This is a genomic window from Spiroplasma sp. BIUS-1, from assembly GCF_010365805.1.
Lineage (GTDB): Bacteria > Bacillota_I > Bacilli_A > Mycoplasmatales > Mycoplasmataceae > Spiroplasma_A.
Window position 1 is genome coordinate 147,416 of record NZ_CP048386.1, and the last position, 15,445, is coordinate 162,860.

At 26.6% G+C, this 15,445-nt stretch carries 7 protein-coding genes and 2 tRNA genes; all 9 read left to right on the plus strand.

The window, feature by feature from the left end; translation table 4 throughout:
- The first annotated feature begins 5 nt into the window (after positions 1 to 5).
- The 9 genes from SBIUS_RS00735 (at position 6) to SBIUS_RS00775 (ending at position 15,445) form a co-directional block, all read left to right on the plus strand.
- Positions 6 to 81 (plus strand) — tRNA-Phe (locus SBIUS_RS00735).
- A 109-nt stretch (positions 82 to 190) separates the two neighbouring features.
- Positions 191 to 267 (plus strand) — tRNA-Ile (locus tag SBIUS_RS00740).
- Positions 268 to 485: 218 nt separating this feature from the next.
- Complete coding sequence (mgtA, locus tag SBIUS_RS00745; protein ID WP_162684596.1) at positions 486 to 3,191, plus strand: magnesium-translocating P-type ATPase; 2,706 nt, start codon at positions 486 to 488, stop codon at positions 3,189 to 3,191.
- 102 nt (positions 3,192 to 3,293) lie between these two features.
- Positions 3,294 to 5,711: a leucine--tRNA ligase gene (gene leuS / locus SBIUS_RS00750; RefSeq protein WP_162684597.1), complete on the plus strand. Its 2,418-nt coding sequence runs from the start codon at positions 3,294 to 3,296 to the stop codon at positions 5,709 to 5,711.
- Positions 5,712 to 5,801: 90 nt separating this feature from the next.
- Positions 5,802 to 9,662 (plus strand): AAA domain-containing protein, encoded by a 3,861-nt coding sequence (locus SBIUS_RS00755; protein WP_162684598.1) that lies wholly within the window; start codon positions 5,802 to 5,804, stop codon positions 9,660 to 9,662.
- 3 nt (positions 9,663 to 9,665) lie between these two features.
- Positions 9,666 to 11,939 carry a hypothetical protein gene (locus SBIUS_RS00760; RefSeq protein ID WP_162684599.1) on the plus strand — a complete coding sequence of 758 codons (2,274 nt, stop codon included), beginning with the start codon at positions 9,666 to 9,668 and terminating at the stop codon, positions 11,937 to 11,939.
- Positions 11,940 to 11,941: 2 nt separating this feature from the next.
- On the plus strand, positions 11,942 to 13,036 hold the full coding sequence (locus tag SBIUS_RS00765) for a hypothetical protein (RefSeq protein ID WP_162684600.1): 1,095 nt from the start codon (positions 11,942 to 11,944) through the stop codon (positions 13,034 to 13,036).
- An 8-nt stretch (positions 13,037 to 13,044) separates the two neighbouring features.
- Entirely contained in the window at positions 13,045 to 14,856 is a 1,812-nt protein-coding gene (locus SBIUS_RS00770) for an AAA family ATPase (protein WP_162684601.1), read from the plus strand.
- A complete protein-coding gene (locus SBIUS_RS00775) occupies positions 14,849 to 15,445 on the plus strand; it encodes a 4Fe-4S single cluster domain-containing protein (protein ID WP_162684602.1) in 597 nt (198 codons plus the stop codon). The genes SBIUS_RS00770 and SBIUS_RS00775 overlap by 8 nt, the downstream gene beginning before the upstream one ends.

Sequence of the window (15,445 nt, forward strand, 5' to 3'; positions counted from 1 at the left end):
TTATCGGTTTTGTAGCTCAGTTGGTAGAGCAATTGATTGAAGCTCAATGTGTCGGCGGTTCAACTCCGTCCAAAACCACCATTAGGAAAATGAGGCGTCATTGATTGACGTTTTTTTATTGAAAATGTAGAAAAAAAGTTAATTTTTATTGAATTTTAAAAGTTAATATCTTATAATTAATATTGTTTTACGGAGTATAGCTCAGCTGGTTAGAGCGCACCCCTGATAAGGGTGAGGTCGGTGGTTCAAGTCCACTTATTCCGACCATTAAAGAAAATTAAGGCACCTCAAGGGGTGTTTTTTTTATGTTTTGTAGGTATAATTAAAAAGGTTTAGAAAGAGGTGGTAAATATGAGTATTCCTTCCGTCGAGCAGTTAGAAATATTAATAAATAATACGGTAAGAAGTATTGCTAATTTACCACTTATTTTTGTATTGTCAAAATAGGTTTTAGATTAGCTTTCATAAATAAGGAGAACGATGTTATGAAAACTAATAAAAAAAAGTTAAATAATAATTATAATAATCAAATAGCAGAATTTGTTAAATTAGATCAAGCACAAACACTTAAAAAACTAGGTGTTTCAAATTTTGGTCTAACAGAGCAAGATGTAGAAAATCAAAAAGAAAAATATGGAGATAACTCACTTAAAGAGAAAAAGTTTAATTACTTTTTATCTTTTGTTAAGTCATTTTTCTCTCCATTTAACTTAATACTGATAGTAATAGATACATTCAGTTTTTATCAATACGCAGTTGGTAGGGAAGAAGAAGGTAGTGCGTCTGATTTAGTTGGTGCTTTACTTGTTTTAGCAATGATCTTAATTAGTGGAACAATATACTTTGTTCAAGAAATTAGATCATTTAATGTTATTAAAAAAATGACATATGAAAATAAACATATGACAAAAGCAATTAGAGATGTAGACTTTAAAATTAAAGACATCGATAATGCAAATTCAATTAAATTGATTAAAGAACATGAACAAATTGAAAATTCAGAATTAGTTCCTGGAGATTTAATTTATGTTTCTAATGGAGATTTAATACCAGCTGATGTTAAAGTTATTTGATCAAATAACTTATATTTAAATCAATCTTCTTTAACAGGAGAATCATTTCCTGTTCAAAAGAAAATTACAAACTCTAGAGAAAGTTACTTAGAGTATGAAAATATCTGTTATATGGGTACAGAAGTGGTTTCTGGTTCAGCTCTTTGTGTTGTAATCCAAACTGGTCAAAAAACTTACTTTTCTGCAATTAACGACAAAGTTACAGAAAGAAGAACAAAAAATTCTTTTGAAAAAGGTGTTTGAAAAATTACAATGTTGCTAATTTCATTTATGTTAGCAGTAACACCAATAGTATTTTTAGTATTCGGTCTAAGACCAGCAGAGATTGATGAAAGATGATTCTCAGCTGCTATGTTTTCAATATCAATAGCAGTTGGATTAACTCCAGAAATGCTACCAGTAATAGTTACTGCAAACCTTTCAAGAGGATATTCAAAAATTAAAAAAGAAAATGTTATTGTTAAAAATTTAAATGCCGTACAGAATATGGGAGCAATCGATATTTTATGTACTGATAAAACAGGAACAATAACAAGTGGTGAAATAAAATTAGATCATGTTTTTGATATCAAAAGTCAAAAAACCGAAATGATAGAACACATTTTATATCTAAACAGTTACTTTCAATCTGGTTTCCAAAATCCAATTGATCAAGCTGTTTTGTTAAGTAAAACTATTAATTCACCAAAAATTGATGAATATACAAAAGAGTGAGAAGTTCCTTTTGATTTCCAAAGAAAAATATTGTCAGTTATTTTATCTAAAAACGGAGAAAAAGAAATTTTTACAAAAGGTGCTATTGAAGAAGTTTTAAAAGTATGTAACCGTATTTATATAAATGGTGACATTGTAAAACTTACTCAAGAACACATTGATAAAATTATTAAAAAATCAGATGAATATAATAATGATGGTTTTAGAGTTATTGGTATAGCTCACAACCAATTAGAAGACGAAGATATTGAAGAAGATTTAGTATTCTATGGATTTGCAACATTCTTTGATGAACCAAAAAAAACTTCAAAAAAAATTATTAAAGAATTAGCTCAAAAAGGAATAGCAACTAAAGTTTTAACAGGAGATAACGAAGTTATAACAAGAGCTATTTGTTCTAAAGTTGATTTTAAAATTGAAAAACTTTACACAGGTAAAGAGATTGAATCTATGAGTGAAGAACAATTACACAAAGCTGTAAGAAGAGGAAATGTTTTTGTTAAATTAAGTCCAATCCACAAATCAACAATAATTAGAACTTTAAAAGAACAAGGACATGTTGTTGGATTTATGGGTGATGGAATAAATGATGCTCCAGTTTTAAGAGAATCTGATGTAGCTATTTCATTTGATGAAGCTTCAAATATTGCAAAAGAAGCAGCAGATATTATTTTAATGGAAGAATCATTGTTACCAATAAGTAATGCAGTTCATGAAGGAAGAGTTTCTTTAGCAAATATTTTAAAATATATTAAAGTTACAATTGCTTCTAACTTTGGAAATGTATTAAGTGTTCTTGTTGCATTGTTCTTAACAACAGCAGAACCAATGCAACCATTACATTTACTTACTCAAAATTTACTTTATGATATAGTGATGTTTGCATTTATTTTTGATAAAGTTGACAGCAAGTTTACAGATAAACCAAGACCACTTAGAACTAAAAATATAGTCTGGTTTACAGTTATTAATGGTCCTATAAGTTCAATATTCGATATTGCAACTTTCTTGGTGCTGATATATGGATATCATGTTGTAAATCCTGGAATTGGATCAGGGGCAGGTGCTCAAGATCCTACAAGTTTAGCACAATTTAATGGTAGTTGATTTGTTGTTGGTTTAATGACACAAACTGCTGTTATGCAAATGTATAGAACTGAAAAAATACCATTTATACAATCTAATGGTTCATGACAAGTAACTGTTTCAACAATCTTCGTTTGTTCAATGGCTATAATTGTGCCATATGGATTTATGAGTATTCCTGCAATAAGTGGTGGAATGAAAATGGGTAGACCAGATTGAATATTCCTACCAATTGCTTTAGGATTTGTTGTAGCTTACATGTGCTTGGCTCAAGCTGTAAAAATGTTGTACATTAAAATATTTAAAGAATGATTATAGAAAGTTTAAACCTAGGTTTAAACTTTTTTAATCTAACATTAAATGATTAACACAAATTAATAATTAATGTAAAATAATAAGGTTGATAAAAGAGGTAATAACATGGAATTTTCACATAAAGCAATTGAGAAAAAATGACAAAAATTTTGAGAAGAAAATAATACATATAAAACTACAAGCGACAAAGAAAAGAAAGCATATATTTTAGATATGTTTCCTTATCCAAGTGGTGCTGGACTTCACGTAGGACACCCTAAAGGGTATACTGCGACTGATGTTTTTGCAAGAATGAGAAGAATGCAACAATATGATGTACTACACCCAATTGGATGAGATGCTTTTGGACTTCCTGCAGAGCAATACGCTTTGAAAACTGGAAATGATCCAAGAGAATTTACAGCTAAAAATATTATTACTTTTAGAAATCAATTAAAAAAATTAGGATTTAGTTATGACTATAATAAAGAAGTTAATACAAGCGATCCAAATTACTATAAAATTACACAATGAATATTCCAACAACTTTACAAAAAAGGATTGGCAGAAATTAGAGAAGCTAACGTTAATTGATGTGAAGGTTTAGGAACTGTTCTTGCAAACGAAGAAGTTATTCTAGAAAATGGAAAAATGGTTTCTGAAGTTGGTGGTTTTGAAGTTGTTAAAAAACCAATGAAACAATGAGTTTTAAAAATTACTAAATATGCTGATAGATTACTTGAAGGTCTTGATGATTTGGACTGACCAAGTTCAGTTAAAGAATTACAAAAAAACTGAATTGGTAAATCTGAAGGAGTAATAATAAATTTTGATGTAAAAGATAGTGAAGAAAAAATTGATGTATTTACTACAAGAGCAGATACTATATTTGGAGTTTCTTATATTGTTTTAGCACCAGAAAATGACTTAGTTTTAAAGTTAACAACTCAAGAAAATAAAAAACAAGTTGAAGAATATATATCTATAACAAAAACAAAAACAGATGTTGAAAGACAAGATGATTCAAAAGAAAAAACAGGAATCTTTACAGGGAGTTATGTAATAAATCCAATTACAAAAGAGGAAATACCTGTTTGAGTTGCTGACTATGTTTTAAATGATTATGCAACAGGAGCTGTAATGGCTGTTCCTGCTCACGATGAGCGTGATTGAAAATTTGCAACAAAATATAATTTAAAACTTAAGTATGTTTTAGAAACAAACGATCAAACAAAAGCATTTGTAGGAGAGTCTCCTTTAATTAATTCGGACTTTTTAAATGGTCTTAATAGAGTTGAAGCAATTAAACTTGTTGTAGAAAAATTAGAAAAAGAAAATAAAGCAAAAAGACAAATTAACTACAAACTAAGAGATTGACTATTTTCTAGACAAAGATTTTATGGAGAACCTTTCCCGGTTCTATTCTTAGAAGACGGACAGATTGCTTTGGTAGATGAAAAAGATTTACCTTTAGAATTGCCAAAAACTGACTACATTAAACCTTCAGGTACTGGTGAATCACCTTTAGCAAATTTAACTGAATGAGTTAATGTTGAATACAATGGTCAAAAAGCAAAAAGAGAAACAAACACAATGCCACAATGAGCAGGAAGTTGTTGATATTACTTAGCATACATTTTAACAACAAGTCCAAATGAACTTGTAGACATTCAATCAGATGAAGCTATGGAATTATTTAAAAAATGATTACCAGTTGATCTTTATATTGGTGGACAAGAACATGCTGTTCTTCACTTATTATATGCAAGATTCTGACATCAAGTATTATTTGACTTGGGTGTAGTTCCAACTAAAGAACCGTTTAAAAAACTAATCAACCAAGGTATGATTTTAGCTGATAACGGTGAAAAAATGAGTAAGTCAAAAGGTAATGTAATTAATCCTGATGAAATCATTGAATCACATGGAGCAGATACTTTAAGATTATATGAAGTATTTATGGGTCCACTAGAAGCATCTCTTCCTTGAAGTTATAAAGGACTTGATGGGGCTAGAAAATGACTTGATAGAGTTTATAGAATGATTGAAAATACTCAATTAACAGATGAAAATAATGGTAACTTAGACTTTGTTTATAATGATGTAGTTAAAAAAGTTACTCAAATGATTGAAGATTGCAAATTTAACACAGCAGTTTCTCAATTAATGATGTTTGTTAATGCGGTTTACAAAGAAGAAAAGCCAGTTTATAAAGAATATATATTAAACTTTATAAAAATGTTATCTATATATGCGCCTCACTTAGCTGAAGAGTTGTGGGTAAAAACAGGAAACAACGGAAGTGTTTGCTTACAAGTGTGACCAACTCATGATGAATCTAAATTATCTTTATCAACAGTTACAATAGCGGTTCAAATTAATGGAAAATTAAGAGGAACTTTTGAAGTTGATAAAGGAACTGATAAAGAAGAATTGATCAAGTTAGCAAAAGAATTGGACAATGTGAAAGAACAAATAAATGGAAAAGATATAGTTAAAGAAATAGCTGTTCCAGATAAAATTGTCAATATCGTTGTTAAATAATACTTTGAAATATCAACCAAATGGTTGATATTTTTTAATTTACTAAAAATGCTATAATAATAAGAGTGTAAGTAGATAGGGGTAAAAATTATGTCAAATATTATTGAAAATAATGGTGTTAAAGAGATAGTTTTAGACTTTTCATTTCTACAAAATGTACAATTTAAGGAAAACCCCTCAACTTTAGATCAAATAATAGAACAGTTAGATATTAAGGGAGTTACTTCTTGTCTAGACTTTCAAAATTTTTTAAGAAACTCTATGGCTAAAAAGTCTTTCATTTGTCTTTTAGATGACAAAACAAGACAATTATCTAAAAAGGATAAAACAAAAACTGCCTATAATGGAATAATAAGAATTGAATTAGATTCTAAAAACCAGTCATTATTACCAGAAGGAACTTACTTGGGATTTTATGTAAATATTGATACTAAAAACGCAGCTTTAACAATTAGCTCTATTTTTATGACAAGATTAAAACCTGTCGCACAAGAATTCGAAACTATTATACAAGAGTCTCAAATTTTAATAATAAGAAATCAAGGTCAAATAAAAGATGATGAATTAATTAGAAGAAACATTTTAAACTCATCAAATATTTCTGAAATAGGTAAGTTACTTTCTACTTTTGAAGAAGAGAAAGAGAAATGACTAAATTATTTAGAATTTAGTGAAGACTTACTTAAACTTGAAAGAAAAAAATCTCTGCCATATTTAGGAGCAGAAGTTGAAAAAGTTATAAAGTTAGATAAAATTTATTTTAAAAATGAATATTTTGAATATGAGATAAAAGATCTTAAATCAAAAAGTTTTAAATATTTACTTCTAAATGCAGAAACAATATTAAGAGGAAAAGATATACCATATGAAATTACTAATGTAGTTATTCTTGACTTGTTAGTTGACGATATTGAAAAAGCTAATAAAATAAAAAAATCAAAAGATCTTTCTTTAGTACCTATTAAGAAAAACAAAAACATTACAACAACTCATGAACTAATTAAAAACATTCATGAAATTTTTGACTTTGACTTCGAAAAAACAAATGAAGCACAAAATATTTTACCAGTTTCAACAATGTTGGGGACATCAACCGAATCAATAAGTTTCTCAAATTACTGACTTAAAAATCCAAAAACTATTTTTTTAGGAGAAAGAAATGAATTCGAAACTTTAATAAAAAATAATCCTAGAGAAATGGAAGAGTGACAAATAATTAAAATGAGTTTTGAAATAGAACAAGATTTTGACAAAGATCTTTTTGCTGTCAAAAATAATTTAGATTATTTAAGTTCGGGATATATTGCATATACAGGAATTGGTGAAGATGTTCTTATTGAACGTTCAAAACAAGTTATTAAAAAAATTTCAGATGGAAATACTAAAAATCCATATCTTGTAAATTATTTATTTAACACAAGACTTGTTGAACTTTCTGAAGTTTCAAATGATATTGAAATAGATGATAATGATTTCAAATTTAATTTAAATGAAGAACAAAAAGATGCAGTTAGAAAAGCTGTTAATACAAAAGATATTTTTATTTTACAAGGTCCTCCAGGAACTGGAAAGACACAAGTTATATCGGAAATAATAAATCAACTTTCTAAGTTAAATAGAAAAGTACTGCTTTCAAGTCAAAACCATGAAGCTATAAAAAACGTAGTGGATAGATTACCTATTGATCCAAACTTAAACAAAGTAAGACTAACAAATCATTTAAATATTAAAAACCAATCAGCAAATAATTATTCTCCTGATAGAGTTCTTTACAATTATTACAAAGCAATTGGTAAGAAAGCTTTTGATGATATGAACAGTGATGAGAACTCAATAAAAGAATTCTTTTCTTATAAAAATGATCTTGAAAAATTAATTAATGCTAACAAAAGTTTTCATCAAAGCAATACTCAAATAAGAACTATTCAAGAAAAAATAAATGAATTAAATGAACAAATTACATCTATTAAAGAAAACAGTTTAGAAAAAATTAAAAACAAAAACCAATTAAAAGAAGAGTTGATAAATATTGATAACCTTATCAATGCATTAGTGGAAAAAGATTTTGATGCAACAATTAGTGTTGGTGAAAATATTTTAGAATCATATAAAAACTCTACAGAGTATGAATTAAATAATTTTATATATATGAATTTAAATTTTGATCCAAAAGATTTTTCAAACATTTACTCTTTGATAAAAGAAGTTGCCAATGAAGTTTATTTTAAAAATGAAACATTTATAGAAATAAAAAATTCAAGATTAAATGTTATCAAGTTTAGAAAAAATGCAGACTTTGATTTAGCTGAAAAAGAAGAAAGTAGAATTTCTGGTTTAGAGCAGTTGCTAAGAACAGACGCAAAAGTAAATGAACTTAATAAAATATTTGAAGTCTTTGAATTGAACTTGAAAAGTTTAAAAGTAGAAATTGAATTAAAACTTCAGAATGATTCTTTATATTCTTCTTCTGAATTAGATTTAAATAAATTAGAAATTGAAAAAAATGAACTTACAGTTACTAAAAATAACTTAAGCGAAAACGCTGGATCAAGCACAAAAGAATTAAGAGACTTAATAAAAACTGTAAATCAAAAGTTCAGTTTAAATTTAGGACTAACCGATGTTGACTTAGAGGAACAAATTAAGCAAGAACTTTTAAAATTGGAAAATAAATTAAAAGAGAGCAAAGAGAGAAAAGAAAACTTTTCTGAAATATATAAAGAAATAATTAAATACTTAAATGAGAATTATAAAATAACAGATAATTTTGATGAAGAACTTGCTTCAAAAGATTTTTCAGGACAAATGTTCAAAGACAGTCAAAGATATATTCAATCTATATTAGATAACTTAGTTAATGTTTATTCAATGACTTTAACTTCAACTAACTTATTTAGATTTAATAAAGATAACTTTGCAACAAAGTTAGGATTAGAAGAATTAAATTTAAGAAACATGGATGTTGATGTTGTTATAATTGATGAAGCTTCAAAAGCAACTATTTTGGAAATACTTATGCCATTAATTTATGGTAAAGCATTAATATTGGTGGGTGATTACAGACAGTTACCTCCAATTTTGAAACTACAACCAAATGATGTTGAAGATGTTAATAAATATTTCAACAAAGATTATGATTACAATTTAATGTACGAACTATTGGATGACTCTGCATTTAAAAAATTAATAAGTGCAAGAAACAAATCAATAACTACAATATTAAAAACACAATACAGAAGTCACGAACAAATAATGGATGTTGTAAATAAATTCTATGATGGTAATTTAAAAGTAGAACCACAAGTGAGTGAACAAAAAAGACATGATTTAAAGATAACAAATCATTTTGGCAAAGATATCGTTGATTCAAGAAGTTCTGTGTATTGAATTGACTCAACAAACAATTTAAAAAATGAAATTAATTATGAACAAAGTGAAGATTTTTCAACAAGTTTATTTAATGATTTAGAAATTGATCTTACAAAAAACATGTTAGAAAAAATTAATAAAGCAGTCGAAGAAAAGAAAACTAAAATGAAACCCTCTGTTGCAGTAATTAGTTTTTACGGACTACATGTTAATAAATTAAAAAGAGAAATCAAAACTAATAAATATAAAAATATAGATATTGTTATAAATACAGTAGATGACTTCCAAGGAAAAGAAGCTGATTATGTAATTGTAAATATGGTTAGAAACCCAGAAAAATTATCTACAAAATCAGGAAGAGATTTTTTGAAAAAATATGAAAGAATAAATGTGGCATTTTCAAGAGCAAGAGAATTATTGGTTATCATTGGAGCACAAAGAGCTGTTAATGATATAACTGTAAAAATTCCTACAGTTGAAGATCCAAGTGTTTCTAATAGTCATCAAGTTTATGCTGATATAATTGCAAAACTTGATTTTGAAGGTTGTCTATTACAACCAAATGAAGTATTGGAGGATTAGGAAATGATATTTAATAAAATTGAAATTTTATATGACAAAGTATGTTTACCTTTAAAAATTAAATATTCAGAAATCAGGAAACCTACGTTTATGGAATTTTTGATTTTATTAATAATCATTGAACATCCAAATAAAACAAAAAATCTTGAAGATATTTTAAGAGAAGATTTTGAAATAAATAATCAGGCACTATTTGAAAGAGCTCTTAGAGAATTAATAAATTTTAAAGTAATAGAAATAAACAAAGTAAGAGCCGGTATTGGTGCTTTAAATATGAAAACATCAATCGATAATTTTTATATAGATTCTAAAATAAAACAAGAATTTAAATCTGGAACATACACAATATCTCATGACAATAAATTTCAAGATGTTAAATATTATTTAGATCCCATCACTCAAACTAGTGAAATTCTAAAAGAATCAAACTGATCTAAAAGGGTAAGTGATTTAAAATTTAGTCACAGACTTAGTGTTCCTTATAACAACTTATATTTTGATAATAAAGATCTATTATTTTCAAAAGCAAATGAATTTATGAAAAGTAAAGCAGATATTTTTGGAGATGACTCTTTCTTAAAAGATATATTAGTTGAAGGTAATGAATCAATAAATGAAGTTTCAAAGTTTGTGGAGTATACAAAAAATGATACAGCAGCAATTGAGTCATGAATCGAAGTATTTGATAACGGTACATTTAAAATAAAAACTGAAAATAAATATTTTGAAGATTATTTAAGAAGTAATCCAAATGTTGGTGCAGAAATATTGAAAAGTGTTTCACTAAAATATGAAGAAAAGTTGAAGAAAATATTTAGACCAGAAAACTCTGTTGCAAATATTCAAAACTTTATTTCTTCTCCTGATTTAATGTCAAACTTAAATGTTAAAACAAACTATAATTTGATTTTAATAAATGATCAGCATGTTGAATCAGATAATGAAATAATCAAAAGTAAAGACTTAACAAAAAATATTGAAATGATAATTTTCTATAACTCTAAAAGAAATAACAAAATTATGGATGTTGTTGATGGGAAATTAATATTTTATGTTGGTTATGTTGAAAGTCAAGTTCTTCAAGAAAATTCATTTATATATTTAGATTCAACTAATACAGCTAATGGGTTTTTAGTTGCAAATAAATTAATAGAAACTATAAATTTAAACATACCTGTTCTATATGCATATAAAAATAGAGCTCAATCTTTAAATTTAGTGGAGCTATTTAGTTCTAATCTTGAAGGTTTAATGACACATTTTGAAGAATCTTTATTAAATGAAGATTATGAAAAAGCAATGAACATATACTTAATCTTAGAGAGAATAGGATTAGAAAAAAATGTTTCAAAATCTCTTGAAAATTATTTAGCAAAAACAACAGATAGCGGTGACAATTATGTGTCAATGAAAAAATATCTATCAGAAGTTGAAGATAGAAAACTTTTCTTAATTTTAGAAAAAGTTGCCAAAAATTTAATCATTAATATTTCTAAGGAGAGAACTGATGATGAATTGTTTGAAATAATTAAAAACTATAAATTCACAGATACAAAAAATATATTAAGTATATTTAACCAAGTTGATATTCAAAGTAATATAGAAAACATTTATAGAATCAATGACTACTTAAGAAAAAACTCAATTGATGGGTGAAAGTTCAATGTTAGAAATTCTTTAAATGTATTAACTAGTTATTTTAAAAACAATAATAGATCAGAAATGTTTGATGAAAATAAATATTCTTCAGATGTTTGGGTACAAAATGCAAATACACTAAACATAATTGGAAAAATAACAAAAGAGTTATATATGTCTAACTATGAATTTGTAGAGTCAAACTATGACCAACTTTTAAACTCAATAATTGAATTAGTTACAAACTCATTGGACATTCATAACTTTGATGAGTACTTAATGAATATTTCAGATTCTTTAATTGATTTTTATAAGACTTATTATAAATATAAAAGTGAACAATTTTCTACTATAACCGATGATATGATTGAATACAAAATTCAAATACTTGCAGGTGGATATATAAATAAAATAGAAGATATGTTAAACGAATTAGTAGATAAAAAAATATATAATATGCCAATTGAGTTAAAATTAATATGAGTTAAAAATGTGGAAAAAAACTCAGAGGCAGTTGATAGAATATTGAAAAATAATGAAAAAGCTTATAAAAAAGCTCTTAATATAATTTTTGGTAAGAAACGCGAGTACACGCAAAGTGACCTTGCTAAATATAGCACAATTTTTGGAGGTAAATAATCATGAGTATGACAGCAGAAGAAATATTGGTCAATTGTGAGAAACAATTTGGTTTTATAAAAAAAGATATTGATGCTTTAATTAAGTATATAAAAGAACTAATTGGTCACTGTGAGCAAATAGATAATTCTGGTTTTTATAAAAAACAAATTGAAGAATTACTTAATAGATTAACAAAAGAACAAGAAGATCTTGCACAAAACACATATGAAAGAGAAATTTCTTCTGATACACATGTTGCTATTGAAACATATCATGAAATACAAAGATATGCTGAAAGAAAAAGAGAAGTTATAGCAGATTTTAAAGCTCAAGTATTTAGTTTTAAAAAAGATGTACTTATAAAAGAGCAAGAAAATATTTTAAAAGCATTAGACAAAAATTTATTTGAAGACTTAAGTAATTTAAAAGATTCTTTAATTACAAAGTATGAAAATGAAGAAGATAAACTATACATAAAAAAAATGTTCGAAGAAAAACAACATATATTAATTAATAAAAAAAGTAATGAAATATATGATTTTGTTTTAGAAGAATTAAAAAACTATAAAGCTTCAAACGATATTATTGCTAAAGAAATTGTTTCAAGTTCAATTGATCTTTATAAAGAAGATAGAGATTTGGTAGAGTCAATAAGACAAGAAGCTCAAAACTTTATGGGAATCAAAGAAACAAAAAACTTTCAAGAAGATATTAAAAATTATTTTTCAAAATCTTCAAAAATCGCCGAACAAGAAGCGGTTAGAAAAGACAATGTTGTAAAAATAGTTAATTCTATAAGAGAAGTTGGATATATTGTAAATGAAGACAATATAAGAAAGCTTGAAGAGAAAAACATGATACTAATTCACGGAGAAAAGCCAACTGGTGAAACAGCTGACTTTGCTGTAAGATTAGATGGAAGTTTTATTTATAATTGAGAAGGTTTTGAAGGACATGAACATGATGCAGATGCACAAGCATTTCTTAAAAAACTTAAAGAATTCAATCTTCATTCAAGTGATGAGTTCAATAAACAATACAGAGAACCAAAATATATAGCAAAAAATAAACAAGTGTTTAAAAATAAAAATAACAATTCAAACTCAAGTAAGTAGGTGGAAATATGAGTGTAAAAAGAGAATTAAGTCAGTTAAAAAATTTAATTGGAATAAAAAAAGCAATCATTATTGAAGGTAATATAGATGATATTTATGAATTTGAAGGTAAGTACATAAATATTCATGAAATAATTATGAATATTTTTGAACAAAAAAAATACTCAGATAAATTTATTTTTGACCAAAATTCAGGACTTAAAGGTAAAAAAATATCTAATTTAATTTTAACTTCAGCAGATCAAGGACAAGGTGAATCAGCTGCAAGTGAATTTGATGAACTTTTTGGTGGGTCAAATAATGATAAACCAGAAAAAAAAGATGAATTAAAACTAAAAAAACCAATAGACTTTTTTGCTATTTTAAATAAAAACATAAATAGAGAAGATGATAGAAAAATCGGTTTCGTAGCTGATTATACAAACTTTGTTTTCGGCGACCAAGGTTTAGATGTTGATGATAGATCTGTTTTAACTGAGTTTTCTAAAACTTTAAAAGAATCTGATTTTTCAATTGCAAAAATTGATGAACTTACAAGCTGTATTATTTTCTTAACAAAGAAAATAAATCAATTGCCTCCAAGTTTATACTTAGATAATCCTGAAATTATTATTTCTACTTTACCTAAACCAAGTAGAGAAGAAAGAAAAGAATTTTTATCAACTATTAAATCAAGAATACAAGTTACAGATATTGCAACTGAATTTGACAATATAGTAGATGCAACTGAAGGTTGAACTTTAAAAGAATTATCTCACTTTGCAAAATTCAGTTGTAATTTTGAAACACCAATTACTTTTTCTAAAATGTTTAACATATATAACTATGGAGAGAAAACTTCTCCATGAGAAGAGCTAAGCTACGAAAAAATGTTAACAATAAAAGATGAACTATCATCAAAAGTAATAGGGCAAGATGAAGCTGTTGAGAAAGTTGCCAAAGTTATTTATAAAGCTTATACAGGATTGACAGGAATAACTTATTCTTCAAAAAGAAGTAAACCAAAGGGTACTTTATTCTTTGTTGGGCCAACAGGAACTGGTAAAACAGAATTAGCAAAAGCAATTACTACTTTCTTATTTAATGATGAAGCAAATTTAATTAGATTTGATATGTCTGAGTATGGACAAGACAATGCTGATCAAAAATTAATTGGAGCTCCTCCAGGCTATGTTGGATTTGAAGGTGGTGGACAACTTACAAATTCAGTAAAAGAAAAACCATTTTCAGTAATTCTTTTTGATGAAATTGAAAAAGCAAGTCCAAAAATATTTGATAAATTCCTACAAATTTTAGAAGATGGTAGATTAACAGACAATACAGGACAAACTGTAAGTTTCAGTGAATCATTTATAATTTTCACTTCAAACATTGGTGCAGCGGATGTTAATCCAAATCAAAGTACAGAAGATGTTCATGCAGAATTTATTAAAAAAGTTCAAGAACACTTTACAAATGAATTAAACAGACCAGAACTTTTGGGTAGATTTGGAAATAATATCGTTCCATTTAACTTTATTAAAGATTTAAGTTTAAAATCAAAAATTATTCGTCAAAAAGTTAAACCAATTCAAATTGCTATATATGAAAAATATAAAGCTGAATTACATATTGACTTAAATGATCAAAACTTAATTTCAATAATGTTAAAAAATGCAGACGAAAGACGAGGGGGACGTGACGTTCTTAACTCACTTGAAACTAACTTGGTAGATCCACTTTCAGAATTTATTTTTGAAAACTTACAAAATATAAAACCAGGTACAAAAATATTAACTTCATCTGGAGAAGGAAAAATAAACTTTACAATAAATGGCTAACCTAAATATTGGTAAGTTCTTGATGAACAGTGAAATTGAAGGACCTGGAACAAGATTTGTTATTTGATTTCAAGGATGTAATATTGGATGTAATGGTTGTTCTAATCAAGAACTACTTTCTTTAGAAAAGAAAATGTTTATGCCAAATGAATATATTTACGAAAAGATATTGGAAGCTAAAGAACTTTTTGATATCGAAGGAGTAACTTTAATTGGTGGAGAACCATTTTTACAACCAGATGGATTAAAAGAACTTGTAATTTGATGTCAAAAAAATAATTTAACAGTAATATGTTTTACTGGTTATATTTATGAACAAATGTTAGAAGAACACAAAGAAATCTTAGAAAACATTGATATATTAATTGATGGACCTTTTATTATGAAACTTTTGGATGTAAAGAGAAGATTAATTGGAAGCAAAAATCAAAGGGTTATAAAAATAACTGATCGCTACAAAGATTGTGATTATTTTGAACAACCACACTCTGAAGCGGAAATTCAAATCTATAATAATAGAATTTCAATAAATGGCGATGGAGTTATTTTTGATGACAAAGATGGAAATTTCAATTTTAAAATAAAATAA